This is a genomic window from Pedobacter sp. L105, from assembly GCF_009765875.1.
Taxonomy (GTDB): domain Bacteria; phylum Bacteroidota; class Bacteroidia; order Sphingobacteriales; family Sphingobacteriaceae; genus Pedobacter.
The window spans coordinates 668,784-695,207 of sequence record NZ_LMUP01000004.1 but is presented as its reverse complement, the minus strand read 5'-3'; the positions used below and the strand labels follow the sequence as shown (position 1 = coordinate 695,207).

General features: G+C 38.8%; 28 protein-coding genes. 14 read left to right on the top strand and 14 right to left on the bottom strand.

What is annotated here, in order from left to right:
• Positions 1–25 precede the first annotated feature (25 nt).
• Positions 26–712, bottom strand: a complete 687-nt coding sequence (cmk, locus tag GSQ84_RS08185; protein ID WP_158796757.1) for a (d)CMP kinase — start codon at positions 710–712, stop codon at positions 26–28.
• A gap of 97 nt (positions 713–809) precedes the next feature.
• On the opposite strand from cmk, the gene GSQ84_RS08180 reads away from it, so the two are divergent.
• A complete protein-coding gene (locus GSQ84_RS08180; protein WP_158796756.1) occupies positions 810–1,223 on the top strand; it encodes a peptide chain release factor-like protein in 414 nt (137 codons plus the stop codon).
• Between the two features lie 9 nt (positions 1,224–1,232).
• On the opposite strand, the gene GSQ84_RS08175 is transcribed toward GSQ84_RS08180, so the two are convergent.
• Complete coding sequence (locus GSQ84_RS08175; protein WP_158796755.1) at positions 1,233–2,186, bottom strand: lipid A deacylase LpxR family protein; 954 nt, start codon at positions 2,184–2,186, stop codon at positions 1,233–1,235.
• A 70-nt stretch (positions 2,187–2,256) separates the two neighbouring features.
• Positions 2,257–4,728, bottom strand: coding sequence for an endopeptidase La (gene lon / locus GSQ84_RS08170; protein ID WP_158796754.1), 2,472 nt, complete (start codon positions 4,726–4,728; stop codon positions 2,257–2,259).
• A 268-nt stretch (positions 4,729–4,996) separates the two neighbouring features.
• Here lon and GSQ84_RS08165 point away from each other — a divergent pair, with 268 nt between their 5' ends.
• Positions 4,997–5,623 carry a tetratricopeptide repeat protein gene (locus tag GSQ84_RS08165; protein WP_158796753.1) on the top strand — a complete coding sequence of 209 codons (627 nt, stop codon included), beginning with the start codon at positions 4,997–4,999 and terminating at the stop codon, positions 5,621–5,623.
• Positions 5,624–5,686: 63 nt separating this feature from the next.
• Here the strand turns inward: GSQ84_RS08165 and GSQ84_RS08160 are convergent, their stop codons facing one another.
• From GSQ84_RS08160 to gpmI, 3 genes are all read right to left on the bottom strand, one after another.
• Complete coding sequence (locus GSQ84_RS08160) at positions 5,687–6,145, bottom strand: hypothetical protein (protein ID WP_158796752.1); 459 nt, start codon at positions 6,143–6,145, stop codon at positions 5,687–5,689.
• A gap of 100 nt (positions 6,146–6,245) precedes the next feature.
• Positions 6,246–6,776, bottom strand: coding sequence for a hypothetical protein (locus GSQ84_RS08155; RefSeq protein ID WP_158796751.1), 531 nt, complete (start codon positions 6,774–6,776; stop codon positions 6,246–6,248).
• Entirely contained in the window at positions 6,776–8,296 is a 1,521-nt protein-coding gene (gpmI, locus tag GSQ84_RS08150) for a 2,3-bisphosphoglycerate-independent phosphoglycerate mutase (protein ID WP_158796750.1), read from the bottom strand. Before gpmI ends, GSQ84_RS08155 begins: the two co-directional genes overlap by 1 nt.
• Before the next feature lie 137 nt (positions 8,297–8,433).
• Here gpmI and GSQ84_RS08145 point away from each other — a divergent pair, with 137 nt between their 5' ends.
• From GSQ84_RS08145 to plsY, 3 genes are read left to right on the top strand one after another with little or no spacing between them, the layout of a single operon-like run.
• Complete coding sequence (locus tag GSQ84_RS08145; protein WP_158796749.1) at positions 8,434–8,829, top strand: DUF4783 domain-containing protein; 396 nt, start codon at positions 8,434–8,436, stop codon at positions 8,827–8,829.
• Between the two features lie 48 nt (positions 8,830–8,877).
• A complete protein-coding gene (gene nadC / locus GSQ84_RS08140) occupies positions 8,878–9,720 on the top strand; it encodes a carboxylating nicotinate-nucleotide diphosphorylase (protein WP_158796748.1) in 843 nt (280 codons plus the stop codon).
• A 3-nt stretch (positions 9,721–9,723) separates the two neighbouring features.
• Positions 9,724–10,368 carry a glycerol-3-phosphate 1-O-acyltransferase PlsY gene (plsY, locus tag GSQ84_RS08135; RefSeq protein WP_158796747.1) on the top strand — a complete coding sequence of 215 codons (645 nt, stop codon included), beginning with the start codon at positions 9,724–9,726 and terminating at the stop codon, positions 10,366–10,368.
• Here the strand turns inward: plsY and GSQ84_RS08130 are convergent.
• The 4 genes from GSQ84_RS08130 to GSQ84_RS08115 all read right to left on the bottom strand — a co-directional run bounded on the left by GSQ84_RS08130 (position 10,365) and on the right by GSQ84_RS08115 (position 15,749).
• On the bottom strand, positions 10,365–11,618 hold the full coding sequence (locus GSQ84_RS08130; RefSeq protein ID WP_158796746.1) for an anthranilate synthase component I family protein: 1,254 nt from the start codon (positions 11,616–11,618) through the stop codon (positions 10,365–10,367). The two genes, plsY and GSQ84_RS08130, sit on opposite strands and share 4 nt — an antisense overlap.
• A 56-nt stretch (positions 11,619–11,674) precedes the next feature.
• Positions 11,675–12,952, bottom strand: coding sequence for an adenylosuccinate synthase (locus GSQ84_RS08125; protein WP_158796745.1), 1,278 nt, complete (start codon positions 12,950–12,952; stop codon positions 11,675–11,677).
• Between the two features lie 38 nt (positions 12,953–12,990).
• Positions 12,991–13,479 (bottom strand): Fur family transcriptional regulator, encoded by a 489-nt coding sequence (locus GSQ84_RS08120; protein WP_158796744.1) that lies wholly within the window; start codon positions 13,477–13,479, stop codon positions 12,991–12,993.
• A 62-nt stretch (positions 13,480–13,541) separates the two neighbouring features.
• Positions 13,542–15,749 carry a bifunctional (p)ppGpp synthetase/guanosine-3',5'-bis(diphosphate) 3'-pyrophosphohydrolase gene (locus GSQ84_RS08115; RefSeq protein ID WP_158796743.1) on the bottom strand — a complete coding sequence of 736 codons (2,208 nt, stop codon included), beginning with the start codon at positions 15,747–15,749 and terminating at the stop codon, positions 13,542–13,544.
• Positions 15,750–15,858: 109 nt separating this feature from the next.
• On the opposite strand from GSQ84_RS08115, the gene GSQ84_RS08110 reads away from it, so the two are divergent.
• From GSQ84_RS08110 to GSQ84_RS08095, 4 genes are all read left to right on the top strand, one after another.
• Complete coding sequence (locus GSQ84_RS08110) at positions 15,859–16,479, top strand: DUF4294 domain-containing protein (RefSeq protein WP_158796742.1); 621 nt, start codon at positions 15,859–15,861, stop codon at positions 16,477–16,479.
• A gap of 2 nt (positions 16,480–16,481) precedes the next feature.
• Complete coding sequence (locus GSQ84_RS08105; protein WP_158796741.1) at positions 16,482–16,979, top strand: glutathione peroxidase; 498 nt, start codon at positions 16,482–16,484, stop codon at positions 16,977–16,979.
• 95 nt (positions 16,980–17,074) lie between these two features.
• The gene (gene bshB1 / locus GSQ84_RS08100) at positions 17,075–17,791 is read left to right on the top strand and encodes a bacillithiol biosynthesis deacetylase BshB1 (RefSeq protein ID WP_158796740.1); all 717 of its coding nucleotides are present in this window, start codon (positions 17,075–17,077) and stop codon (positions 17,789–17,791) included.
• 61 nt (positions 17,792–17,852) lie between these two features.
• On the top strand, positions 17,853–18,989 hold the full coding sequence (locus GSQ84_RS08095) for a TlpA disulfide reductase family protein (protein WP_158796739.1): 1,137 nt from the start codon (positions 17,853–17,855) through the stop codon (positions 18,987–18,989).
• A gap of 136 nt (positions 18,990–19,125) precedes the next feature.
• Here the strand turns inward: GSQ84_RS08095 and GSQ84_RS08090 are convergent, their stop codons facing one another.
• From GSQ84_RS08090 to GSQ84_RS08080, 3 genes are all read right to left on the bottom strand, one after another.
• A complete protein-coding gene (locus GSQ84_RS08090) occupies positions 19,126–19,530 on the bottom strand; it encodes a hypothetical protein (RefSeq protein ID WP_158796738.1) in 405 nt (134 codons plus the stop codon).
• A gap of 67 nt (positions 19,531–19,597) precedes the next feature.
• Positions 19,598–20,929, bottom strand: coding sequence for an L-lysine 6-transaminase (gene lat / locus GSQ84_RS08085; RefSeq protein WP_158796737.1), 1,332 nt, complete (start codon positions 20,927–20,929; stop codon positions 19,598–19,600).
• A gap of 133 nt (positions 20,930–21,062) precedes the next feature.
• Positions 21,063–21,566, bottom strand: coding sequence for a hypothetical protein (locus GSQ84_RS08080; protein WP_158796736.1), 504 nt, complete (start codon positions 21,564–21,566; stop codon positions 21,063–21,065).
• A 315-nt stretch (positions 21,567–21,881) separates the two neighbouring features.
• On the opposite strand from GSQ84_RS08080, the gene GSQ84_RS08075 reads away from it, so the two are divergent.
• From GSQ84_RS08075 to GSQ84_RS27875, 3 genes are all read left to right on the top strand, one after another.
• Entirely contained in the window at positions 21,882–22,358 is a 477-nt protein-coding gene (locus GSQ84_RS08075; protein ID WP_158796735.1) for a sigma-70 family RNA polymerase sigma factor, read from the top strand.
• Positions 22,348–22,848 carry a hypothetical protein gene (locus tag GSQ84_RS08070; protein WP_158796734.1) on the top strand — a complete coding sequence of 167 codons (501 nt, stop codon included), beginning with the start codon at positions 22,348–22,350 and terminating at the stop codon, positions 22,846–22,848. The genes GSQ84_RS08075 and GSQ84_RS08070 overlap by 11 nt, the downstream gene beginning before the upstream one ends.
• Positions 22,849–22,987: 139 nt before the next feature.
• Complete coding sequence (locus GSQ84_RS27875) at positions 22,988–23,449, top strand: SHOCT domain-containing protein (protein WP_216848895.1); 462 nt, start codon at positions 22,988–22,990, stop codon at positions 23,447–23,449.
• Here GSQ84_RS27875 and GSQ84_RS08060 read toward each other — a convergent pair.
• On the bottom strand, positions 23,446–24,315 hold the full coding sequence (locus tag GSQ84_RS08060) for a 1-aminocyclopropane-1-carboxylate deaminase/D-cysteine desulfhydrase (protein ID WP_158796733.1): 870 nt from the start codon (positions 24,313–24,315) through the stop codon (positions 23,446–23,448). The two genes, GSQ84_RS27875 and GSQ84_RS08060, sit on opposite strands and share 4 nt — an antisense overlap.
• A 231-nt stretch (positions 24,316–24,546) precedes the next feature.
• Between GSQ84_RS08060 and GSQ84_RS08055 the strand changes: the two genes are divergently transcribed.
• The gene (locus GSQ84_RS08055) at positions 24,547–25,575 is read left to right on the top strand and encodes an RluA family pseudouridine synthase (RefSeq protein WP_158796732.1); all 1,029 of its coding nucleotides are present in this window, start codon (positions 24,547–24,549) and stop codon (positions 25,573–25,575) included.
• A gap of 4 nt (positions 25,576–25,579) precedes the next feature.
• Positions 25,580–26,419 (top strand): aminotransferase class IV, encoded by an 840-nt coding sequence (locus GSQ84_RS08050; RefSeq protein WP_158796731.1) that lies wholly within the window; start codon positions 25,580–25,582, stop codon positions 26,417–26,419.
• Positions 26,420–26,424 lie beyond the last annotated feature (5 nt).

Sequence of the window (26,424 nt, the reverse complement as noted above, 5' to 3'; positions counted from 1 at the left end):
ACATGACAATGCCTGCTAAATTGGTTTATAGCTGTTGTGGCAGGTGGGGCCTAACTTTGTTTAAGGCAAATTCCAGCTGTTCATCCGGGGTGATATCTGTATTGTCCAGTATGATTGCATCTTCCGCACGGATCAGCGGGCTTTCTTTTCGTGTAGTATCTGCATAATCGCGGTGCGCCAGGTTCTCAAAAACATCTTCCAGTGAAGTGTGATGGTCGCCTTTACTTTGTAATTCTTTGAACCTTCGTTCTGCCCGTATCTTGGGATCTGCTGTCATGAAAAATTTAACCTGTGCATCTTCAAATACGGCGGTTCCTATATCCCGTCCGTCCATTACGATGTTTTTAGATTTCCCCATGCGCTGCTGCTGTCTCACCATTTCTGTGCGGACTTCTTTTATGGCAGATACGTCACTTACTTTCTCCGATACCGGCATCTGCCTGATCTCTTCAGAAACTTCTTCTCCGTTTAGCGTAATATGTGATTCGTAATCCCTGGCGTGGAAGTTGAGCTCTATATGATGAAGTGCATCGATGATGGCTTTGTGGTTGTTGATATCAATATGGTTGCGGATAATATATAAGGTTACCGCCCGGTACATGGCACCGCTGTCAATATAAATAAAGCCCAGCTTTTTGGCGAGCGCCTTTGCCAGTGTACTTTTACCACAGGAAGAATAACCGTCAATTGCCACAACCAGATTTTTTCTCATATAGCTGCAAAGTTAATACTTTACCGGTATGGATGGATTAAATAATCTCCTGAAAATTGATTAACCCATATTTTTAAAAAAGAAGTAATTTTGCAATATGTTACCTGATAGAAATGATATTGTTAGAGCTGTTTCCTTTAAAACATCCAGAAGCGGGGGGAAGGGCGGACAAAATGTGAATAAAGTATCCAGTAAAGTAGAATTGATACTGAATATAGAAAACGCGGTATTTTTTAGTCCCGAAGAAAAGCAGCTGTTGTTACAGCGGTTGGCAAACCGGATTGACCAGGAAGGAAATCTTCATGTCATCTCGCAGGAAGACCGCAGTCAGCTGATCAATAAGGAGAAAACTGTAGATAAACTCCTGGCGCTGCTTGCCACATCACTTCATGTTGACCGGATCAGGAAGCCAACCCGTACACCGCGAAGCGTGATTATAAAAAGAAAAAGCGACAAGCAGTCGCTGTCGCGTAAAAAAGAAAACCGTAAACGTCCCCTTTCTGATCATTAGATCCAACCGTTAGTTGAATCTGTAGAACATGCTGATAGAGCCCCAGTGGTCTGCAATGGCATCACTTTTAACTTCTTTGGTTTTAAATGTTGTATTGAAGTCTATCGTGAAACGCTGAGAACTATAGTTTAAACCAAACTGCTGTGCGAATACAATTGGTTTTTGTCCGAAAGTAACGGGGCTATTGTTATTAAATATACTTCCTTCTATAGTAGTATCATATGCCACCCAGTTTAGCTGTGGTTTAGCATAAAAGAAAAACTCCCTTTTTACCAGTGCTTTTGTTTTGGCATTATTGCCGATCACCGCATGGTAGGAGGAAGAGTTAAAAAGCTGATTCAGGCTACCCGTTCTTAACAGGATACCCGCCCCTGCGCCATCAAAGGTAGTTCCGAGATTGCCATATCCTTCAAAAGAGAATTCCAGTGCATTATCTGCCACGCGTGCGAGTAACTTGCTGTATAATGCGGATGCATTTACCTGGGCTTCACCTTTGATCTGGTACTGCCATCCGTCAATACTGTAAAAATTAAAAGTACGGTGCAATAATTTCTGTCCCGCTTCACCCAGAGAGTTTTTACCTGTAGTACCTACCTGTATATTTGTCTGCAGACTGCTTTCATCACTGTAAAACCAATTCATAGCACCCTCTACATATAGATATCCTGCAAAAGGACGGTCCTGTATCGTTGGATCAGGAGCATATCCTGAATAAGGGTTAAACATTTTCTGGCCAACAGTAATTTCATAGGTCTTTTTTTCCAGTCCCTCCCGTAATTTTGACTGATCAAAAGCACGGCGGTAATTCAGAAATAAACCATTGGTATAATAGCGGTCGGAACCCTGTCCCAGGTAAGAATCATTATCGCTCTGAAAACCAAACTCATTCTTGTATGTCTGCGCATGCGTAATTGCCGATAGCAATAATAAAAAGAGAAGTAGGGAATATCCTGTATATTTCATTTGATCTTTAAAAAAAAAGCCCCGGTAATTCCGGAGCTTTAAAGGTATTAATAAAATTTATCTGTGCAATCTAGAATGTCACGGGTTTAACTTTTATACTTAAGTCCTGTGGGTTTTTCACCTTGTCTTTCATCAGGGCCAGTTCAACAACTTCCTGCATTTCGGTAACGTAATGGAAATTGAGGTCTTTAATATAACTCTCTTTAATTTCCAGGATATCCTTACGGTTGGATTTGCATAAAATGATATCTTTAATATTGGCTCTTTTGGCAGCCAGGATTTTCTCTTTGATTCCGCCAACGGGTAATACTTTTCCGCGAAGGGTAATCTCACCGGTCATCGCCAGATTAGATTTTACTTTACGCTGGGTAAAAGCAGAAGTTAAAGCAGTAAGCATAGTGATACCTGCCGAAGGCCCGTCCTTAGGGGTTGCACCAGCAGGAACGTGTACGTGTATATCCCAAAGATCAAATAATTGGTTGTCGATATGAAAGGCCGCTGCATGTGCCCTCAGATAAGCCAGAGCAATCACAGCAGATTCTTTCATTACATCGCCCAGGTTTCCTGTTAAGGTTAACTTTCCTTTACCAGGGCTAAGACTCGCTTCAATAAACAGGATATCTCCACCTACCTGCGTCCATGCCAGGCCGGTAACTACACCAGCTACTTCATTGCCCTCATACAGATCTTTATCATAAATAGGGGCACCCAGGATGCGTTCTACATCCTCTAATGTTAATGTAGGATCGTAAGTCTCTTCCATAGCAATTTTAGTTGCTACGCCACGAACCAGTGAACCGATTTTTTTCTCTAATCCACGTACGCCAGATTCCCTGGTATAATCTTCTATTACTTTTTCGATCAGCCCGGATTTCAAAAGAATGTCTTTTGTTTTGATACCATGCTGTTCCTTTTGTTTAGGCAAGAGGTATTTTTTGGCTATTTCTATTTTTTCTTCTATGGTATATCCATTAACCTCGATGATCTCCATACGATCCAGCAAGGCTGGCTGGATGTTGCTCAATGAATTTGCAGTAGCAATAAATAATACATTAGACAGATCGTAGTCAGCCTCAACGTAATGATCATTAAAAGCACTATTTTGTTCCGGATCCAGTACTTCCAATAATGCGGAAGATGGATCACCTCTGTAATCTGATCCTACTTTATCTATTTCATCCAGTACAAATACCGGATTTGCTGCGCCTGCCTTTTTAATAGACTGAATAATACGTCCCGGCATTGCACCAATATATGTTTTTCTATGTCCGCGAATCTCTGCTTCGTCTCTTATTCCGCCAAGTGCCATACGAACATATTTACGGTTCAGGGCTTTTGCGATAGATTTGCCCAGTGACGTTTTACCTACTCCGGGAGGGCCTACCAGACAAATGATGGGCGCTTTCATATCGCGCTTTAATTTTAAGACTGCCAGATATTCAATGATGCGCTGTTTTACTTTCTCTAACCCGAAGTGATCTTTATCCAATACTTTCTGTGCACGTTTAAGATCGAAGTTATCTTTAGTAAAGTCGTTCCATGGCAAATCAAGTAAGAGCTCCAGGTAATTGATCTGTACAGAATAATCCGGAGCAGCAGGGTTCATCCTTCCTAATTTTTCCAGTTCTTTATTAAAGTGATCTTTTACGTGAACAGACCATTTTTTCTTTTTTGCACGGACTTCAAGAGCTTCATATTCCAGATCGGATGAATTTCCTCCGAGTTCTTCCTGGATTGTTTTGAGCTGCTGGTTTAAAAAATAATCCCTTTGCTGTTTATCTAGGTCGGTACGGACCTTGGATTGTATCTGGTTTTTTAATTCCAGCATCTGCAATTCAAGTGTCAGTAATTCCATCACCATCATTGCCCGCTCTCTCAGGTTATTCATTTCAAGCATTTTCTGTTTATCCTTTACATCTGCATTCATATTGGATGAGATGAAATTGATCAGGAAAGAAGTGCTTTCTATGTTTTTGAGGGCCATAGCGGCCTCACTCGGGATGTTGGGAGATAACTGTATGATTTGTGAGGACATTTCCCTGATAGAAGCAACCAGTGCTTTAAATTCCTTATCATTCTTATGTTTAACCTCATTGAATTTGCTGATTGTTACCTTAATATAAGGTTCGGACTGTACTTCATCGATTAACTGGAAGCGTTGTTTTCCCTGGATAATCACGGTGGTATTTCCATCGGGCATCTGCAGCATTTTAATAATATGAGCTACGGTGCCGACTTTATTTAACTGATCAAAAGTAGGATCTTCAATAGAGACGTCCAGTTGTGACACTACGCCAATAATCTTATTCCCTTTATAGGCTTCTTTGATCAATTTTATGGATTTATCCCTTCCAACGGTGATTGGGATCACCACTCCTGGAAACAATACCGTGTTTCTCAGTGGAAGAATCGCTAATGTTTCGGGAGTTTCTTCGTTATTCATCTCATCTTCATCCTGTTGGGACATCAGTGGGAAAAATTCGGTATCTTCATTTATGATGGGTAGTGCATTGCCAAAATCAAACTGATCTTTTATACTCATTAAATAGGCCTTTCTAAATAAAAACGACAATCTGGCAGTTTGCCGTTTATAAAAATATTAATTATATATAACATGGCTTAATTTCAACTCCTGTGCCAAAGCATGAATATCGGTTTTTGTCTGTTAAAAAGGCAGAATTTAAAAATTTAATTGTCTTTCTCATCATAATTTTGCTTTTCAAACGTTTCTTAGAATATTTATAAATGCCATTTATTATAGCTACTCTTGCTATGATTTTATATCTTTATTCTTTATTAAATAAAATTTGATGAACTATATTAAAAAAGCGCTTGTACTAATTTTAGTTATTTATACCCAAATCAGCTTTGCTCAAACGGGAAGTTATGATAAATTAGGGATGCAGGCTATGATGAAAGGCGATTATAAAGGAGCTGTAGCACAATTAGAGAAAGCAGATTCAAAGAGCCCTAACAACCCAAGTGTACTGAAAATGTTGGGATATTCTTATTTTCAATGTGGTAACTTTGAAAGCTCTATAGAGACTTACAGCAGGTTAATCACTTTAAAACCGTCAGATTATTCTGCTTATTACTATAGGGGAAAGGCCAGACAGAATGTGGCCAATGATCCTAAAGAATCTTTAAATCAAATGCGGGAGAATTTTTACCTGTCTTCGATTAAGGATTTTACGAAAGCTATAGAGATCAATGGTGAAGAAGATACCCAATTGCTGCAAAACAGGGGACTGGCTTATAAAGATTATGCGATTTATAAATCTTATAAGATCAAAAAGAAAGCAGATAAGGAAGCTTGTATTGCAATTTTCAACAGCTCCATTGCTGACTTTCAGAAAGTTCTAGTCGTACAGCCTTTGCGTAAGGACATTATTTCACTGATTGATTATGTTAAAGCACAGATTTCAAGTTTGAAATAGTTACTCTTGTAAATAACTGAAAACCGCATCAGATTAGTTGGTGCGGTTTTTTTGTGGATTCAATTATTTGAAAAGGTAACGGGCTACCAATTGTAATACACTCATACCAACGATCCACATGATAGTTTGAATTTGTAACTTGTTCATACGGATTTCAACTCCATTGATCTTATTAATTAATCTAACTTCAAGAGAATTGACTTTATCAATTAGTCTAACTTCAAGAAAATTGATTTTATCAACTAATCGAACTTCTAGCGAATTGATTTTATTTTCTAATCTAAGTTCGGTTGAATTCATCTTACCTTCTAACTGGTTAATTTCACCTGCCAATGTGAGCTCAGTAGAATTGATTTTTTCAATGAGTTCAATTTTTGCTTCTGCAACTATGTTTGTTGTCTCGTTTTTAACTTTTTCTTTGATTGTTCCCTGTAGTGCGGTTACTGCGTTATAGGCAGTTTGTTCATCAGTTTTATTTTTGATAACCTCGTAAAGTGCAATTGTTGAATCTTGATTCTCCATATTTTATTCAGTTAATTAATAAGACAAAATTAACTGAATAAATTTAATTTAAAAATAATATTTACTTAAAAAGAAACTATTGAACATATTAATGACAATTCTACTTGAATTTCCCTGTAATCCTGTAGTTCTTTTCTTTCAGTAAAGTAATATGCTGAGTTTTTTTTACCTGATATAAGCTGTCAGGGAAGTAAGAAAGTGTATCACTGGAGGTATATAAAGAATTGGCATTGCTGATTAAAATTTCAATGCCATGGATCTTTCCATTCTGATAACTGACTTGTAAAGACTTTACAGGTACTTTTTCATTATCAGAAATGTACGTTTTTACATCCTGTGTCTGATGAAGTTTAAACAGCCCCTGCCATGCAGATTTATTGATGTCCGCATCAGAAAAGATGGATAATTCCTTTTGCCAGTCGGCAATTTTTAATTTTTTATGTTCAGCAGATTGATTGACCGTCACCGTTTTATCGATTTCAGGATTCAGGGATTTAAGCCGTTTAGCTTCCTTAGCGAAATAACCTTTGATATCGAAGTAAGTTAAGGGCGAAGATTGTTTTTTGGGCGCTGCAGGATTGCAGGACCCAAAAAACAATAAGATCAGTAAAAGGAATATAGTATTCCTCATTATATCAGGGAATTTCCTGTCATGATTGCGGGTTTTTCAATGCCCATTAATTTAAGAATTGTTGGGGCGATATCTCCCAGTTTACCATCAGCTATAGCTGTATAGTCAGTGCCCACCAAAATGCAGGGAACCAGGTTAGTAGTGTGTGCTGTATTGGCCGAACCATCGCCATTCAGCATAAATTCAGAATTTCCGTGATCTGCCAGGATAATGAAAGAGTAACCATTTTCAAGTCCTTTTTTTACTACAGCTTCTGCACATTTGTCTGCTGTTTCAACAGCCTTAACTACAGCCTCAAACACACCTGTATGCCCAACCATGTCTGGATTAGCGAAGTTAAGACAAATAAAATCTGCCCATCCTGTTTCCAGTTCTTTGGTAATCGCATCGGTAATTCCCTGTGCACTCATTTCTGGCTGCAGGTCATAAGTAGCTACTTTTGGGGACGGGATCATCAATCTTTTTTCATTTTCAAAAGCTTGTTCCCTGCCGCCTGAGAAGAAAAAGGTAACATGAGGATATTTCTCTGTTTCAGCGATGCGGATCTGGTTTTTATGATTTTTCTCTAAAACCTCTCCTAATGTTTCTGTAAGATCATCTTTAGTGAAGATTACTTTTACATTTTCAAAGTTTTCATCATATGAAGTCATTGTTACATAATACAGTGGTAATTTGTGCATCTCAAATTCAGGATAATCTTTCTGCGTTAACACAGAAGTGATTTCCCTTCCTCTGTCCGTTCTGTAATTGAAACAGATCACTACATCATCAGGCTGAATAGTAGCTACCGGCGAGCCATTGGTTGAGGTGAGCACGATAGGTTTGATAAACTCATCAGTAATACCTTCAGCATAGGATTTTTCAATAGCAGCAACAGCATCCTGTGTATGTTCCCCAACACCATTGACCATTACGTCATAAGCTTGTTTAACGCGTTCCCAGCGTGAATCTCTATCCATTGCATAATAACGGCCAATTAAGCTGGCAATCTTACCCGTAGAGGTTTTCAAATGCTGATCAAGGTCTTTAATAAACCCGAGACCTGAATTGGGATCGGTATCTCTTCCATCAAGGAAAGCATGTACAAAAACATCTTTTAACCCCTGTTCATTTGCCGCATCACACAGTCCTTTTAAATGATTAATATGTGCATGAACACCGCCATCGGAAACCAATCCGATAAAATGGATGGCTTTATTATTTGTTTTAGCATATTCAAAAGCACCTGCCAGTGTTGGATTAGTTTTTATAGAACCATCGCTGATTGCTTTATTGATACGTCCTAATTCCTGATAAACAACCCTGCCTGCACCAAGGTTCATGTGTCCAACCTCAGAATTTCCCATCTGTCCTGCAGGTAAGCCTACCGCTTCTCCGGAAGCTTCTAATTTTGAATTAGGATATTGTTTCAGTAAAGAATCAAAGAAAGGTGTATTGGCTGCGTAAGCTGCATCTGATTGATCTTGATTTCCGTAACCCCATCCGTCAAGAATGAGGAGCATCACTTTTTTATGGTCCATTTAAATAGAATTGATGTTTCGCTGGTTAATAAAACCTAACAAATATAAGTCTATTGAAGTTTTATCAATAATCTAATTGCATTTTTTGATCTGCTAATGGCATAATTTGTGTGCGTATTAATTGTTATATTTATCATATGCTTAAAACCATATTACCGGCACTGATTCTATTGACTCAAATACTGCGTCCTGCGGCATTTCAGAGTGATATTGTTGATACGTTATCGACATTATTCAAGTCTGCAAATTCTAAGGAAATCAGCAAAAATTTCTCGTCTTCCATAGAACTGAAGGTAAATGATGAAGAAGATGTATACTCCAAAGCACAGGCAGAACAAATTCTAAGAGAATTTTTTACTAAAAGCATTCCGGTGAATTCAAGCGTTGTCCATCTGATCAATACCAATCCAAATTATCGCTTCGGCATCCTTTCTTTGACTACCAAAAACGGAAAATTCAGAGTTGCCATCACGCTGAAAAAGACCGCTAATACATTTTTTATCACTGAATTAAGGATTGAACCTGATAAATAGTAACGTGAATTTATCTAAAAATGCTATTTTTGATCTAAAATACTTATTTTGGACAAGCAATTAATCGACCTATTTATAAAAAATGCTATCGCCGAAGACCTCGGAGATGGTGATCATACCTCAAATTCAACGATCCCGGCTGGTACCAGCGGGAAAGCAAAATTGATCATAAAAGAAGATGGTATCCTGGCTGGTATTACATTGGCGCTGGAGATATTTCATCAAATAGACTCAGAACTGCACACAGAAATTTTCCTGAACGATGGCGACGAAGTTAAATATGGTCACATCGCATTTACCGTAACAGGCAGCACACATTCAATTTTGCTAGCTGAAAGATTAGTTTTGAACTGTATGCAGCGCATGAGTGGTATCGCTACTAAAACAAATCGTATTGTTAAAATGCTTAAGCCTTACCAAACCAGGTTATTGGATACGCGTAAAACTACCCCTGGTATGAGATATCTGGAGAAGTGGGCAGTAAAGATAGGGGGAGGGGTAAACCACCGAATAGGCTTATATGATATGATCCTGATTAAAGATAACCATGTGGATTACGCAGGTGGAATAGCTAATGCAATCAATGCATCGAACCACTACCTGGCGGATAAAGGAAAACAATTGGAAATTGAAATTGAAGTAAGAAATCTGGAAGAATTGAACCAGGTACTGGAGACAGGTAAAGTACAAAGAATAATGCTGGATAATTTTGATTTTCCAGATCTTAGAAAAGCAGTTGAGTTGATTGACCATCGATATATCACCGAAGCATCGGGCGGAATTACAGAAGAGAACATCACTGAATATGCAGATTGCGGTGTTGATTTTATTTCTATGGGCGCATTGACCCACTCGGTTAAAAGTTTAGACATGAGTTTAAAAGCCTACTAAGGTATGATATCCATCTTTTCTATTTCTGCGGTTATTTTAGCCTATCTCTTCGGGTCTATCCCCACGGCGGTCTGGATTGGACAGGCTTTTTACGGTATTGATGTAAGGGAATATGGCAGTGGAAACGCCGGTGCTACCAATACTTTTCGCGTATTAGGTAAAAAAGCAGGTTTGGCTGTAATGACGATTGATATTGCCAAAGGTTATACAGCTACAAAGCTGGCTTACTTTATCGGACTTTCTGTTACAGGTCCGCATAACTCCTCTCAATTTGTAAATTACGAACTAGCCTTGGGTGTAACCGCTGTGATGGGGCATTTATTTCCTATTTTTGCTGGTTTTAGAGGTGGAAAGGGAGTGGCTACTTTGTTTGGAATGATCCTGGCTGTTAACTTTCCTGCAGCAATGCTTTGTGTGCTTGTATTTGTAACTATCCTACTGGTTACCAAATATGTATCGCTAAGTTCTATCTGTGCGGGATTCACGTTCCCCCTGGGTATTGTCTTTGTACTGCATTCGTCGATCAAATCTGAAGTTTTATACAGCATGGTCGTCTGTATACTCATATTGGTTACCCACCAGAAGAACCTGGAACGGTTACTTAAAGGTAAAGAATCTAAAGTTTACCTGTTCAGTAAAAAAAGCTAAGCTTTCAGCGTTTTAATCATCGCTGATGCTTTCAGCATGCACTCATCATATTCTGCTTCGGCAGTTGAGGCGAAAGTAATAGCCCCTCCTACCTGAAAGGACAAGTATCGCCTGGTTTTGTTATAAAGTATACTCCTGATCACTACATTGAAATCGAAATCACCATTAGGAGCGAAGTACCCTAGTGCTCCGGAGTAGACGCCCCTTCTGCTCAATTCCTGTTCTTCTATCAATTCCATCGCACGTAATTTGGGTGCTCCGGTCATGGATCCCATTGGAAAAGTATTTCTTACCGCATCTACTGGATGAAGGAGCGGATCAATTATACAGCTTACTGTAGAGATCATTTGGTGAACCTGAGGGAAGGTATAGATACCAAACAATTCCTCTACCTTAACGGTGCCTCTTAAAGCGCTTTTCGTCAGATCATTTCTTACCAGGTCTACGATCATTACATTTTCCGCCTGTTCCTTGAGATTATTTTTCAGGGCGGTTCTGATCAGTTCATCTTCCAGTTGATCGGAGCTTCGTTTAGCTGTACCCTTAATAGGCTGTGAAAATAATTTGTTGCCCCTTTTGCCTAAAAATCTTTCAGGGCTTGCCGAAAGAATATACTGATCTTCTATCTTAAAGAAGCCTGAGAATGGGACAGGAGATAATGCATTTAAATGGAGGTAAACCTGGTACGGATCTATAATTGCATTTTCTGCAAAAAATTCCTGGCAAAAATTCACTTCATAAATATCCCCTTTTGCAATGGCAGCCCTTAATTTTTCTACTTTATCCAGATAGATAGCTTTATCTAATCTGGGCTTGACATGAGGTACAACTGTTGGGGTAAGTGATGGAAGTGTAAGCTGGTTAATAGTTTCTCCTAAGTCTGCAGGGCCAATAATAACTGTTATAAAGCCATCTTTGATGGCCACAAGATATTCTGGTACAAAGAAAAAAAGATCGGGGAAATCAAGTGTGTTTTCTTTTGCGGAAGTGAGTTCTTCCAGTTCATTCTTAAGGTCGTAGCCCAATAAGCCGAAAATCCATGACTGGTGGAGGTCATAAAAGTCTTTTAATGCCTTAAAAGCGTTACCGGCAGTAAGATTCAGCTGATGCTGAGCTCCGGCAGCAAGAAGGAAATCATAATTTGAATAAGGGTCAGTGTATTCATTGGAATCAAAGCAGCAGCATATAGGAAATTGGTTTGCCCATAACAGTGCTTTCTGCTTAAATAAAATTAATTCCTGTGTATTCATTTCTGGTTAATGAAAAAGGCGGCACTGGGCCGCCTTTTTTCTAGAATTATAAGTTCTTAATGAAGAATCAGTGTTTGTACCCTGTCAGGGCCAACAGAAAGATATTTTACAGGCACTTCCAGTTCTTTTTCAAGGAAAGCGATATAATCTGCCAGTTTAGCCGGGATCTCATTGATTTCCGTAATTTTTGTAATATCAGTTTTCCATCCGTCAATCGCCTTTAAAACCGGTGTTGGCTGAATAGAAATGATATCGTATGGCATGTAATCAATCGTTTCGCCATTATGTACATAATGCGTACAAGCATAGATCGTATCAAAGTCGCTCAATATATCTGCTTTTGTCATCACCATTTCGGTTACTCCGTTCAGCATGATTGCATATTTAAGTGCGGGAAGATCTATCCATCCGCAACGGCGTGGTCTTCCTGTAGTAGCGCCAAATTCATGACCTACCTGGCGAAGATGTTCGCCAACTTCATCTTCCAGTTCAGTAGGGAATGGCCCGCTTCCTACACGTGTGCAATAAGCTTTGAAAATTCCAATAACGCTTCCTATTTTATTAGGGGCGATACCTAAACCAGTACATGCACCTGCAGTAGTAGTATTTGAAGAAGTTACAAAAGGATAAGAACCAAAATCGATATCCAGTAAAGTGCCCTGTGCTCCTTCAGCCAATACTTTTTTACCCTCTTTCAGATAACCATTTACAAAATGCTCACTATCAACATGAGGAATAGTTTTTAAGAATTCTACTGCTTCAAAGAAAGCCGCTTCTTTTTCTTCCAGATCATATTCGAAATTATAATGAGAAAGTAACTCCTTGTGTTTGGTAACCAGTTTGGTATAACGCTCTTTGAAATCTGGTAAAGTGGTATCTCCAACACGTAAACCGTTACGTCCTGTTTTATCCATGTAGGTTGGTCCGATACCTTTTAAAGTAGAACCAATTTTGTCTTTACCCATTTTCTGCTCATTAGCAGCGTCTAAAAGCTGGTGGGTTGGCAGGATCAGATGTGCTTTACGAGCAATCACCAGTTTGCCTTTAGCAATTGGATCATGGCCAGCTTTTTTGAGATTATCTAATTCTCTTTTTAAAATGATGGGATCAATTACCACACCATTACCGATCAAATTCATGGTTTTCTCGTTGAAAATACCTGAAGGAATGGTATTTAAAACAAACTTTTTGCCATCAAACTCTAAGGTGTGGCCGGCATTCGGTCCGCCTTGAAAACGAGCTATCAAATCATATTGCGGACATAATACGTCAACAATTTTTCCTTTGCCCTCATCGCCCCATTGCAGGCCAAGAAGCACGTCTACTTGCGTCATTTATTTAATTTAAGAAAAGATTATAATTGTGTTTGTTGTTAACTTGCATGTTTGATGTCCTCTTTATGCTTGATGGTAGCTTTGGCTGAGCAGTCAAAACAGCTGCCATACAAATTTAAAGAGTGATGTTTAATGTCAAATTTCAATAAATCTCCTACCATAGTCTGAATCTGATGGATACGGGGATCACAGAATTCAACTACCTTACCACAGTCGATACAAATAATATGATCGTGCTGATGGTAACCGTAAGATTTTTCGAATTGAGCCATATTCTTACCAAACTGATGTTTGGTAACCAGGTCACAGGAAACTAAAAGCTCTAAAGTATTGTATACTGTAGCTCTGCTCACCCTGTATTTCTGATTTTTCATATGAATGTAGAGGGTTTCTACATCAAAATGATCATCTCTGGAATAGATTTCTTCTAAGATCGCAAAACGCTCAGGCGTTTTTCTCAGACTTTTATTTTCGAGATAGGCTTCAAATATTTTTCTAACCAGCTCGCTGTTATGGTGTGTAGACATAGTTTTAAAACTCCTTTCAAAGGTATCAATTTTTTATAGAACTGTATGATTTATTCAATTTTTTAGGCATCAAAACGTGTAACCCCTGTTACACCCTTCACCTCTAAAAGATTTTTGATCAGGTTGTCCAGATGTTCTTTATCGTTTACATAGATCATAATCGACCCGTCAAAAATACCATTATCCGTATCCACGGTAATAGAACGCATATTTACCTTAAAATCATTTGAAATTACTTTAGTAATATTATTGATCAGCCCCACATCATCTATACCTATAATATGCAAACCGGTAAGGAAAGTTAATTCCTGTTGTTTGTTCCATTTGGCTTTCACGATGCGGTAGCCATAGTTAGCCATCAGCTGTGCTGCATTAGGGCAATTGGTACGGTGGATCTTAATTCCTTCACTTACGGTTACAAAACCAAAAACATCGTCACCAGGGATAGGGTTACAGCAGGCAGCCAGGTTATAATCAATTTTTTGCAGGTCTTCACCAATCAGAAGGATATCAGATTCGGGCCCTTTTACTTTATTCAGCAGGGTTTCAATTTGCTGTCCGTCAGTTTTTTCTGCCCCCCTGTTTTCTATTTCCTTTTCACTTGCCAGATATTCTTTCAGGTCTTTTAATTCAATCTTCCCATTGGCTACGCCGATAAAAAGTTCCTGTGTAGAAGCCAGTTTAAAGAAATAGCTTAATTTATTCAGGTTATCTGTATTATAAGTGATCTTTAATGATTTCAGCTTACGTTCCAGTGTTTCTTTACCCTGTTCGGCAATCTTTCTTTTTTCTTCTTTTAAAGAGGATTTAATCTTCGACTTGGCTTTAGCGGTAACCACTATATTCAGCCAGTCTTCCTTAGGTACCTGTTTACCGGATGTGATGATCTCTACCTGGTCGCCATTCTGTAATTTATAGGATAGTGGTACCAGTTTGTGATTTACCTTTGCACCTATACACCTTGCACCTACGTCAGTATGGATTTCAAAGGCAAAATCCAATGCTGTTGCCCCAAGAGGGAGTTGTATCAATGCTCCTTTAGGGGTAAAGATGAAGATCTCATCAGAGAAAAGGTTCATTTTAAAATCATCGAGGAAGTCCAATGCGTTGGCTTCAGGATTATTCAGCATTTCCCTTACCTTCATGATCCACTGGTCCAGTCCGTTATCGTTGCTGGATTCCTTATACTTCCAGTGTGCAGCGAAACCTTTTTCAGCAATCTCATTCATCCGCTGTGTGCGGATCTGTACTTCTACCCATTGTCCTTTTGGGCCCATTACTGTGGTATGCAGCGACTCGTATCCATTTACTTTTGGCGAAGAAACCCAATCCCGTAACCTGTCTGGATTAGGCCGGTAAAGGTCTGTTACGATAGAATAGGCCTTCCAGCAGTCGGCCTTTTCATTTTCAGGGGCGCTATCCAGTACAATCCTGATGGCAAAAAGATCATAAACCTCTTCAAAGGGAATATTCTTTTTCTTCATCTTATTCCAGATGGAATGGATAGATTTTGGTCGTCCGTATATATTGGCTACAAAGCCCTGTTCAGCTAAAATCTCATTAATAGGGTCTACAAATCGCTTCACAAACAAATTTCGCTCTGCTTTTTTTTCGTTCAGCTGTGTAGCGATAAACTTGTAGGTATCTGGTTCCAGGTATTTCATGGAAAGATCTTCCAGTTCGGACTTGATAGCATATAAACCTAAACGGTGCGCCAGCGGTGCATAGAGGTAAATGGTTTCAGAGGCAATTTTCAGTTGTTTATGCCTTGGCATGAAATCCATTGTCCGCATATTATGCAGGCGGTCGGCCAGTTTAATTAAGATCACCCTTACATCGTCTGCCAGGGTAAGCAGCATTTTTCTGAAGTTTTCTGCCTGTAGAGAACTGTTATAATCGAAGACACCTGCAATTTTAGTGAGCCCATCAATAATTTTAGCTGTTTTCTTCCCAAACTCTCTTTCAATATCTTCCAGCGTGATCTCTGTATCTTCTACCACATCATGCAGGAGGGCACAAACAATAGATGTTGTTCCCAAACCGATTTCTTCAGCAGCAATCTGGGCCACCGCGATAGGATGATAAATGTAAGGCTCTCCGGATTTCCTGCGCATATTCTTATGGCTTTCCAGGGCCATATCAAATGCTTTCCGGATTTCTTTTTTATCCCCTTTTTGCATCGTTGGCTTACAGGCACGCAGGAGTGCGCGATATCGCTTCAGGATTTCCTGTTTTTCCGCTTCTAAATCAATTACCAGGGTGCTCTTCATTGTATTATTTTCGTAATAATTATTGCTTGTCAAACGTTAAGGTTATATTAGATTTTTGTTATAAACCTAATATATAAAATTTGCTTTAACTTTGTGGGAGTATAAATTTATGAAATTTCACAGGTTAATTATTCTGTTAATTGTCATTATTACCGCTGGGACGCTAAAAGCTCAGGAAAATCCTGCGCCTTATAAATTCCCGGCAAGGGGAAAGAATGATACGATCCGGGTGGCATCCACAAATGATAATGGTGAAATGATTCCGTGGCTACCTTTAAATGAGGTAGTTATATACGGGGTGAGAATGTTTAAAACACCTGCCGACCAGGCTGCATTCAACAGGCTTCGCTATAATGTGCTGAAAGTGATGCCTTACGCACTGTATGCAAAAAGAAGATATGAAAAGCTGGAACGCGATATAGCATCAACACCTGATCGGAAGGAACAGAAAAAATTAATTAAACAATGCGATGAGGAAATCAAGCTGATGTTTAAAACACAGATCAAAGAGCTGACAATTACACAGGGGCAGATACTGACTAAACTGATCGACAGGGAGGTAGGACGTACCACTTATCAGATTGTTAAAGAAACCCAGGGAGGTGTAAAAGCATTTCTTTATCAGTCTGTCGCACGTGTAGTAGGGCATAACTTAAAAAGTACTTATGATCCCGAAGAGGACAGAGATATTGAATCCATTATCCGTTCTTCAGGGTTTTATCAACAATAAATATGGGAGAAAGCCTCAGGAGTATACACCAGTTTAAGGCGAAGTTAATAAACGGAAAAGACAAAAAGTTATCAGATTATAAGGGTAAAGTGCTGCTGGTTGTAAATATTGCTTCCGCTTGCGGATTTGCACCTCAGTTAAAAGAACTTCAGGAGTTAAGGGACGAATTGAAAGATGAAGAATTTGAAGTGCTGGGTTTCCCCTCCAATGATTTTGGTGGGCAGGAGCCTTTGGAAGGAAAAGCTATCAATGAATTTTGTGAGCTCAATTATGGCGTGAAGTTTCCTATTTTCAATAAGATGATGATCAGGGGCGAACAGGCCAATCCTATCTTTAAATTTCTAAGCACTAAAGAACTGAACGGAAATATCAAATCTACACCACGATGGAACTTTCATAAATATCTGGTGAATAAAGATGGTGAAGTGGTGGATTATTTTTTTCCATTTACCAAACCTTCATCTACTAAACTCAGAAAAAAAATTCAGCGTTTGCTTTAAGCATTTAGCTGTAGCCAAGTTCGACGACTAATAATATCAAAACAAAAGAATGGGATTTCGGTTCCTTCTAATCATATACAAGTATACCAATATAAATGAAGTTAGACATATTAGTACTGGCCGTTCATCCGGATGATGCGGAGTTAGGATGTTCAGGAACAATTTTAAGACACATTGCCTTAGGTAAAAAAGTGGGCATAGTCGATTTTACAAGGGGGGAGTTAGGTACCCGGGGTACTGCTGAAACACGTGATACCGAAGCTGCAGATTCTGCACAGATATTAGGATTGCATGCCCGTGAAAACCTGCGGTTTAAAGATGCATTTTTTAAAAATGATGAGGAGCATCAGCTGGAGGTAGTCAGGATGATCCGTAAATATCAGCCTGAAATTGTATTGAGCAATGCTCTGCGTGACAGGCATCCCGATCATGGAAGGGCCGGAGATTTGGCCAATGACTCCTGTTTTTTAGCAGGTTTATCTAAAATTAAGACCAATCAGGACGGTGTAGAACAGGAAGCCTGGCGACCAAGGTTATTGCTGCAGTATATCCAGGATTATTATATCGAGCCGGATGTGATCGTAGATATTACCCCTTATATGGAAACAAAAATTAAATCTATACAGGCATTTAAAACCCAGTTCTATAATCCTGAACTGGATGAACCTTCCACCTATATTTCATCACCCGAGTTTTTTGATAGCATGATAGGACGTGCCAGGGAGTTTGGGAAATCTATTGGCGCAACTTATGGGGAAGGGTTTACCTCACGTAAATTGCTGGGTATAGATAACCTTTTTGAACTCAGATAGTCTGTTTTTAATTTTCAGTCGTACCAATATTTTTTATATTTAACAACAAATTTGAAACCCAATGAAAAAATTGCTTTTATCACTATTAATAACCTCTCCTGCACTCGTATTTGCTCAGCAAGGAGCATTTGCACTGAATGGCAAGATAGGAACTCTAAATGCTCCTGCAAAAGCATATTTAAGTTATGCAGCGAACGGAAGTCAGACACTGGATTCAGCAGTGATTACCAAAGGCGACTTTAATTTTAAAGGTACTGTAACTGGGCCAACTATGGCAAGGGTGATCATCGATCCTACAGGAGCCGGATTAAAAAAACTGGGTAAATCTGCTGACAACACAATTATATATCTTGAGCCTGCAACGATTACTGTAACGGCAAAGGATTCTGTGAAAAACGCGGTTGTTACCGGTTCAAAGCTCAATGATGAGAATGGAAAGTTTATGAAATATCTTGCTGCACCAATAACCGAGATGAAGGCTATTAATGCAGAATACGCTGCTGCCTCTCCAGAAAAGCAACAAGATGCTGCTTTCAAAGCAGGCTTACAAGCAAGATATGACAAGGCTGCTGCCGAAATGCAAACCCTTCAGGTATCTTTTATCAAAGCTAATCCTAATTCTTACTTTAGTCTTTTGGCACTTACCCAGTCTGGCGGTCAGGGAGGGATAGATGTAGCTACCGTTGATCCTCTTTTTAAAAGCCTTTCTCCTGAATTACGCAGCTCTCCTGCTGGTGTGGAGTTTGCTAAATCTATCGAAGCTGCACGCTCAACGTCAGTTGGTGTAATGGCTCCTGATTTTACTCAAAATGATGTAAATGATAAGCCGGTAAAATTATCCAGCTTCCGCGGTAAGTATGTTTTGTTAGATTTCTGGGCATCATGGTGTGGTCCATGTCGTCACGAAAATCCAAATGTATTAGTTGCCTATAATAAGTTCAAAGATAAAGGCTTTACAGTTTTAGGTGTTTCACTAGATCAGCCAGGTAAAAAAGCCGACTGGTTAGCTGCTATTGCGAAAGATGGGTTAACATGGACAGAAGTATCTGATCTTAAATTCTGGAACAATGAAGTTGCCGTATTGTACGGTATACAAAGCATTCCTCAGAATTTCCTGATCGATCCTACAGGAAAGATTGTAGCCACAAACTTAAGAGGAGATGCTTTACAAGCCAAATTAGCTGAGTTGATCAAATAAAGAAAGGATCATTTTAAAGCGAGATCGTCATAAAATAAAGCGGCTAATCATTATGATTAACCGCTTTATTTTTATCCCCTCTATCAACCCATCAGGTGGTGGATCAGATATTATAATTATTTATTGGGCTTTCTTATTATTTAAAAGGATATTTCGTGATAATCACATCTCCTACAGCGGTTTTTTCATATAATGCTACACAGGAATTATTAAAGGAGCTGGCAAAATTAGTACTTCCGGGGCTAAGTTCTGTTGGTGCGGGTGTTCCTTCCATAAAGTAATACACTTTGGTAGTTCCTCCTTTATGGTGCGGTTTATAATTACCGAAGGTTTCTATTTCAGACCATAAGGTGTCTTTTAAAGTGGCTGTGAATACATATTGGATCGGGCCTGTATTATTCTCATTTCTATATTCAGCAACATCTTTAAAACCAGCTTTCAAAGCACCAGCACCTGGTTGGAAAAATGTACCCTTTAACATCCATATCACTAATACAAATACCAGTACAGCCAGGAAAATATTTACTTTTTTGTTTCTCATTAGTGTTTATTGACTTTAATAGGTTATGAGGCTATCACGATTTTTTTTTATTTTGAATTTTGTAAGATTATAATTCAGCCAGTATTTTATTCATTACTTCCATACCCTTGTCAATATGTTCTTTTTCAATAATCAATGCAGGGCGGAAACGAATAGTCTGCGGACCGCAACCCAGAAACATCACTTCATTTTCTAATCCTTTTTTGAGAAACTTATTGCGCATATCTGCATTGGGGAAGTCAAACGCACATAATAGGCCTTTACCTCTAACGTTGCTCATCTGATCATATTTTGTGGATAGTCTTTCAAGGTTCTCTTTTAGGTACTGACCAACCTCAGCAGCGTGATCGCATAACTTATCTTCCTCTACAATTTGCAGGATCTGTGTGGCCCTTACCATATCCACTAAATTTCCACCCCAGGTAGAGTTGATCCTTGAAGGAACCCTGAAAACATTGGTTTCAACCTGGTCTACCTTGTTGCCTACCAATATCCCGCATACCTGCATTTTTTTTCCAAATGCAAGGATGTCGGGACGAGCCTTTTCACTATAATGCTGATGGCACCAGAATTTGCCGGTTAAACCTACTCCTGTTTGCACTTCGTCATAAATCAAAAAGGCATCGTTTTCGTCTGCGATGGTGCGAAGCTGAGTAAGGAACTCTTCCCTAAGATGATTGTCGCCGCCTTCTGACTGCACCGGTTCAATAATAATCGCACAAATATCATCCTTATTGGCCGCAAAAGCTGCTTTGATCTGTGCGATCGATACTTCTTCAGTATGAATGGCTTGGGCCAGATTATCACTATCCAATGGATACGTTACCTGAGGTACGGAAACCCTTGGCCAGTCAAACTTAGCAAACCACTTGGTTTTGTCGGGCAGAGTATTGGTGAGGCTTAAAGTATATCCTGTTCTGCCATGAAAGGCTTTTTCAAAATGAAGGACTTTAAATCCTTTTTCTTCTTTATATCCTTTGGCAAAGTTTTTCTGCACTTTCCAGTCCATCGCTACTTTGATCCCATTTTCAACAGCTAATCCTCCGCCTGCGATAAAAAAGGCATGTGGAAGGTATGACGGGATACCGATAGCTCCAAAAGTTTTGACGAATTCTGCATATTGCTGTGTGTATACATCAGAATTGGAGGGGTTAGCCATAGCGGCAAGCAGCAGGTTATGTTTAAAATTTTCGTCATTTACCATCTTGGGATGATTGTAACCCAATGGTACAGAGGCAAAACAAGTAAAGAAATCCAGCAGCTTACGGTTATACTTTGAATCGTAAATATAGGCACCCTGACTTAATCCCATATCGTAGGTCAGGTCAAATCCATCGGCTAATACATGTTCACTTAAAATTTCATTAACCTGCTCCGGAGCTACGGTAAGTTGGTACATAATTTTATAATTTGGTTCGCTCCAAATGTAGTAAAAACCCCCTGAATAACAAATCCAGGGGGTATTTTGGGTAGAAAAGCAAAAACAGGGTTTAAACAGTTTAAAGTGGGTTTATCGTTTCCCCGGTGATCTTTCAAACCAAATTAGTTTTATTTTCAATGGAAAGTAGTTGATATAAGTAATCCAAATTCTCTTTTGTAAATGTATTTCGCGAATTTTTATTTTTTGGCCATGATGGCGTGGATAACTTAAATGATGCTTCCTGATCACTCAGAATTAATCGCCATGCCGGGGATCTCGAAACCTCAAATTTATAACTGATGTTAGATCCTCTAACATTAAAGATCTTCGAATTTTCTCCGGTATTTACATTATAGTAATACACAGTTACTATTCCTGCCAGTTTATCTACCAATATTTTAGTAACGAATTTACCAGTATAAGTTGAATAAAGTAAGGCTATAGTCCAAATGCTAATGATCACTAAAAGTCTTGTATGCCATTGCGGTCTCCCCATAAAATATAGTACGAAAATTACAATTGCCATATATCCAATTCCTGCAATCGTATGGCGCCATATATTTTTATACGTAGCCGCGTTGCCTTCTGCAAGAAATTCAAAATTTTGAGTATCCATTAAGATTGTTGTTAATTGAATGTTCATATATATCCCTATTAACTTTGCGCATTTCGTCTATTGAGACTATAACTTCTGCTGCTAAAGATGAATACTTAATCTTGAATAATGAAATGAACAAAACGAATAAACTTACATAAAACGGTAAAAAGTTATTCGGTTTTATATACAGTGACTGCGTATAGATGTAACTTACCTACAAAATTTTTTGCTGATTTTTAAATCTTATAAACTTTATCTAATTTTATGATTAATTAAAGTAAGCCAGGACTTTAGATAAATAATAATGAAGTCTACTTTAAAGAATTTATAGATATGCTGAAAATCAACCGACAGGAATTAACAGTAAATAAGCCCGAAAGTGTACGTTGCCTTTACGATAAGTATGGGGGAATGCTGCTAGGTTATATTTATGAAATTGTCAGGGATCGTAAATTAGCAGAAGAATATCTGGTGCAGGTGTTCTGTGATCTTTCTAAACAGATTAATGAAATGGATTGGAAGGATACCAATAGCTGGTGTCAACTGCAAAGTTTTGCCAGAAATAAAATAACATCCCTTACCACTGCTGAGCCTGTGGATATAACTATTAGAGCTGATAAAGTGGTGCATAATTTTCGCAATCGATATCTCGAACAAATGACTGCTTTACAGAAGCAGGTTTTTTATAGAGTTTATTACTATGGAAGATCAATTGCCGCAATTTCAGTTGAACTAAATGAAACAGATGATGTAATCAGAAAGACTTTAAAAGAAGCTTTCGCAATAATGAAAAAAAGTGGTGGAAATTAACGAATACATAGAAAGCGGAGTATTGGAAGCATATGTATTGGGTTCCGCCTCTGAAGCGGAAGTCAGGGAATTATTATACTTAAAAGGAAAGTTTCCCCAAATACAGGAAGCCTTGAGTGAATTGGAATGTGATATGGAAAATGTTGCTCAACATTTGGCAATAATACCTCCCTCAGATATTTGGATGAAAATTGAAGCAGGTATTAAAGAAGTAATGGATAAGTCCGATGCTGACGCTTTGATCGTAAGAAATCCATCAAAAGAGAACCGAAGTCACTATAAAAGACCTAAAAACAATCTGTTTATTGATGTAGAATCTACGTCAAGTCATATGCAGATACATAAAATATGGCGATGGGTGTTTGGCGCTGTTTTCCTCCTAGGGAAAATATTCCTGGCCTGTGCTATCTATTTTTACTTCGAAAACCGGTCTCTGCAAAAAGAAATGGAGCAGTTAGAAATAAAATTTATACAGCAAAAGGCCCGCTAAAAATTCTTAGTATAGTCATACAGATGGTAGACTCAGCTATAGGACAGATGTATTTCTAAAGTTACAAAAAAAGATCACTTTTCTATATACTTTTAATCCCTGGTTGTAACTAAATTCGTGTAAACTCAATAAGGGGATAATGAAAAAGCTATTGTTGTTAATTTTTCTTTTAGTTTCCGCGCACTGTTTTGCCCAGGATACTGCTTATTACAAAGCCACAAATGGAATTACCTATAAAATATATGGTGAGGTGAAACTTGGAAAAGGCGCTGGAGGGAATGGAGATTTTGTCTTTGTACAATCTAATCTCGGCGTTATGAACAGATTATATAATGGAGCTTCCCTAAAAATAAGAAGTATAGATGTCTTTAAAACGGGAAGTACTGAAAAGATACTTTTTGTTGTCAGGGATAGAGGGGTGAAATATGAAATCGCCATTGAAGATGCGATCGACGCATGTGAGGTTATTCCATGTAGTCCTATACAAAATTCTACAGGAGGTGTGGCCGACGAGTTAATGAAATTGAAGAAATTACTGGATGCCGGGGTCCTTACTCAGGCAGAATTTGATGCAGAGAAGAAAAAGCTGCTGACTAATTAGAATTTCTCTTTCATCCCCATGATGCCAAGCAGGCCACCTGTATGGATAGCAACGATCTTCTCCTCATTTTTAAAATAATTCTGTGTGGTCAGGTCCTGGATAGCAAAACACATCTTCGCTGTGTAAACCGGATCAATCAAAATTCCGTGGTTTGCAATAAATTGCTTCATAAATTCAAGCAAAGCAGGTTGCGTTTTAGCATAACCACCAAAATGATAATCGGTATGGAGTAACAGGTGATCGGTTACAGCTACATACTTATTGATCTCTTCACGAATAAAATTCCCGCTTTTTAATACAGGGATAACATGCAGTTTGGTTTTCCATCCGGCTTCCTGGATACCTTTTAATATTCCTGCAGCTGTGGTACCGGTCCCTGCGGCACAAAAGATATGCTCTACATCTGCAGGTAATTCTGAAATCAATTCTGCACATCCCTTAACCGCTTCTGTCGAAGCTCCTCCCTCATCTATGAAATAAGTATCTGTGTTTTCCCCAAAGTACTTCCGATAACAGGCTACCTTGTCTTTATAGGTTTCCCGATCGGTGAAGATCAACTGCATACCATATAGTTTACAAAGTACCAGCATTTCGTTGATCACTTCTTCTCCTCTTACAAAAGCTGTAGCCTGTAAACCGGAGCGGGCAGCTGCAGCAGCGGTAGCTACCAAATGATTGGAATAAGCTCCTCCAAAAGTTACCAGGTGATTTTTATTCTTTTCAGCAGCGTCCTTTAATAGATATTTAAGCTTGCGCCATTTATTCCCTGAGATATAGGGGTCAATCAGGTCATCCCTTTTCATCCATAAGTTGGATAAACGAGAATGTTTCAATTGCTGTAGCGGGCTGTTTAGATCTGTAAACATGAAACAAATATAGCGTCTTTTACCAGTGCAGTTTCGTTATATCTCGTGTCTTATTTATTTCAATCCATTTCTTTTCATAAATGTAATTGTTAAAGATTAGTTTTGCAGAATGGAAACATCATGTGCTGGGCTTTCAAAAGCGATCAATAGCCTGTATCCATAATAACCGGCGCAGGCCAGCCTGAATATAATCGATGTATATTTAATTCAGGATAAATAGGAATAAAACTAATGGAAAACAATACAAGTGCGCTGGAATTAGAAGAGCAGGATTTATATGAACATTTTGGTATCATTGTAGATAACGGGCAATCCCCTTTGCGCGTTGATAAATTTCTGATGCAGCGTTTGCAGAATGCATCCAGAAACAGGATACAAAATGCAATTGATGCAGGAAATGTATTGGTCAACAAGGCTACAGTAAAGGCGAGTTATAAGGTTAAACCTGCTGACGAAATTTCTATTGTATTTCCACATCCTCCCAGAGACACAGAAGTTTATCCGGAAGATATCGCATTGGATATTGTTTATGAAGATGCTGATCTGCTGATCGTTAATAAACCGGCAGGAATGGTGGTTCACCCTGGATTTAATAATTATACAGGCACATTGGTTAATGCTTTGGCTTTCCATTTCGAACAGCTGCCGCAATTGCCGGGTAATGAAGGGCGCCCAGGATTGGTACACCGGATTGATAAAGATACTTCTGGTTTGCTGATCATCAGCAAGAACGAAATTACCATGACCAAACTGGCTAAACAATTTTTTGACCATAGCATAACCCGTAAATATATTGCGCTTGCCTGGGGCGATATTGAAGAAAATGGCACAGTTTCTGGGTATATCGGCAGAAGCGCAAAAAACCGGATTGTAATGGATGTTTATGATGAAGAAGATAAAGGCAAATGGTCGGTTACGCATTATTCGGTTTTGGAACGTTTAAATTATGTTACTTTAATCAGCTGTCAGCTGGAAACGGGACGGACGCATCAGATCAGGGCACATATGCAGCATATTCATCATCCTTTATTTAACGACGCCAATTACGGCGGCGATAAAATTCTTAAAGGAACCACCTTTACCAAGTACAAACAATTTGTAGCTAACTGCTTTGAGATGCTGCCGCGTCAGGCCTTACATGCACAGACTTTAGGTTTTATACATCCTACCACAAAGGAATATATGGAATTTGAAGCACCTTTGCCACCAGATTTTGAAGCTGTATTGAACAAATGGAGAAACTATAGCGCACTGTCATAAATTAATGCAACAAGGATATATTTTACATAACGACCAGTTCATTGAAGTAGACCAAACTATTTTGACCGCTAAAAACAGGGGTTTCAGATATGGTGACGGGCTATTTGAATCTATGCGTATGTCTGGTGGTAAGTTGAAATTTGCAGAGCTGCATGCCGACCGGCTACAGGCAGGAATGAATGCCTTGAAGATGGAAGGAGGGATTTTGTTTGATGATTATTTTCTAAAACAAAAAACAGCAGAATTATGTAAAAAGAACAAGCTGAAAGAAAATGTAAGGTTCCGTCTTTCTGTTTATCGTGATGGGGATGGGCTGTATACACCGGATAGCAATAAATCTGGTTATGTACTGGAAGCCGGGGCGATGGAGTCAAATGGTTATGAGCTGAATAAAAAAGGCCTCATCATTAATGTATATGACGAAATCACCAAGCCTGTAAATAAGCTTTCCAATTATAAAACAAGTAATTCTTTACTATATGTGATGGCTGGTCTATATAAGAAACAGCATCGGCTGGATGAAGCATTGATCCTTAATCAGCATGGCTTTCTTTGTGAGAGCATCAGTTCTAATGTATTTGTGGTGTATGATAAACAAATATATACACCTGCACTTTCTGAAGGGTGTATTGCAGGTGTAATGCGAAATGTAGTGATGCAGGCAGCTAAATCCAATGCCATTCCTATTGTGGAGGCACAGATTAATCCTGAGGTATTAAATGAAGCTGAAGAAGTTTTTATTACCAACGCTACCACAGGTATCCGATGGGTAATGGGATATGGAAGGAAGCGTTATTTCAATGAGGTAACGAAGTCCCTAAGTTCATTGCTGAATGCATTATAGCCTAA

Coding starts and splice junctions, on each gene's coding strand:
- cmk (WP_158796757.1), bottom strand. CDS start 712: ATGAGAAAAAATCTGGTTGTGGCAATTGACGGTTATTCTTCCTGTGGT.
- GSQ84_RS08180 (WP_158796756.1), top strand. CDS start 810: ATGTTACCTGATAGAAATGATATTGTTAGAGCTGTTTCCTTTAAAACA.
- GSQ84_RS08175 (WP_158796755.1), bottom strand. CDS start 2,186: ATGAAATATACAGGATATTCCCTACTTCTCTTTTTATTATTGCTATCG.
- lon (WP_158796754.1), bottom strand. CDS start 4,728: ATGAGTATAAAAGATCAGTTTGATTTTGGCAATGCACTACCCATCATA.
- GSQ84_RS08165 (WP_158796753.1), top strand. CDS start 4,997: ATGAACTATATTAAAAAAGCGCTTGTACTAATTTTAGTTATTTATACC.
- GSQ84_RS08160 (WP_158796752.1), bottom strand. CDS start 6,145: ATGGAGAATCAAGATTCAACAATTGCACTTTACGAGGTTATCAAAAAT.
- GSQ84_RS08155 (WP_158796751.1), bottom strand. CDS start 6,776: ATGAGGAATACTATATTCCTTTTACTGATCTTATTGTTTTTTGGGTCC.
- gpmI (WP_158796750.1), bottom strand. CDS start 8,296: ATGGACCATAAAAAAGTGATGCTCCTCATTCTTGACGGATGGGGTTAC.
- GSQ84_RS08145 (WP_158796749.1), top strand. CDS start 8,434: ATGCTTAAAACCATATTACCGGCACTGATTCTATTGACTCAAATACTG.
- plsY (WP_158796747.1), top strand. CDS start 9,724: ATGATATCCATCTTTTCTATTTCTGCGGTTATTTTAGCCTATCTCTTC.
- GSQ84_RS08130 (WP_158796746.1), bottom strand. CDS start 11,618: ATGAATACACAGGAATTAATTTTATTTAAGCAGAAAGCACTGTTATGG.
- GSQ84_RS08125 (WP_158796745.1), bottom strand. CDS start 12,952: ATGACGCAAGTAGACGTGCTTCTTGGCCTGCAATGGGGCGATGAGGGC.
- GSQ84_RS08120 (WP_158796744.1), bottom strand. CDS start 13,479: ATGTCTACACACCATAACAGCGAGCTGGTTAGAAAAATATTTGAAGCC.
- GSQ84_RS08115 (WP_158796743.1), bottom strand. CDS start 15,749: ATGAAGAGCACCCTGGTAATTGATTTAGAAGCGGAAAAACAGGAAATC.
- GSQ84_RS08110 (WP_158796742.1), top strand. CDS start 15,859: ATGAAATTTCACAGGTTAATTATTCTGTTAATTGTCATTATTACCGCT.
- GSQ84_RS08105 (WP_158796741.1), top strand. CDS start 16,482: ATGGGAGAAAGCCTCAGGAGTATACACCAGTTTAAGGCGAAGTTAATA.
- bshB1 (WP_158796740.1), top strand. CDS start 17,075: ATGAAGTTAGACATATTAGTACTGGCCGTTCATCCGGATGATGCGGAG.
- GSQ84_RS08095 (WP_158796739.1), top strand. CDS start 17,853: ATGAAAAAATTGCTTTTATCACTATTAATAACCTCTCCTGCACTCGTA.
- GSQ84_RS08090 (WP_158796738.1), bottom strand. CDS start 19,530: ATGAGAAACAAAAAAGTAAATATTTTCCTGGCTGTACTGGTATTTGTA.
- lat (WP_158796737.1), bottom strand. CDS start 20,929: ATGTACCAACTTACCGTAGCTCCGGAGCAGGTTAATGAAATTTTAAGT.
- GSQ84_RS08080 (WP_158796736.1), bottom strand. CDS start 21,566: ATGGATACTCAAAATTTTGAATTTCTTGCAGAAGGCAACGCGGCTACG.
- GSQ84_RS08075 (WP_158796735.1), top strand. CDS start 21,882: ATGCTGAAAATCAACCGACAGGAATTAACAGTAAATAAGCCCGAAAGT.
- GSQ84_RS27875 (WP_216848895.1), top strand. CDS start 22,988: ATGAAAAAGCTATTGTTGTTAATTTTTCTTTTAGTTTCCGCGCACTGT.
- GSQ84_RS08060 (WP_158796733.1), bottom strand. CDS start 24,315: ATGTTTACAGATCTAAACAGCCCGCTACAGCAATTGAAACATTCTCGT.
- GSQ84_RS08055 (WP_158796732.1), top strand. CDS start 24,547: ATGGAAAACAATACAAGTGCGCTGGAATTAGAAGAGCAGGATTTATAT.
- GSQ84_RS08050 (WP_158796731.1), top strand. CDS start 25,580: ATGCAACAAGGATATATTTTACATAACGACCAGTTCATTGAAGTAGAC.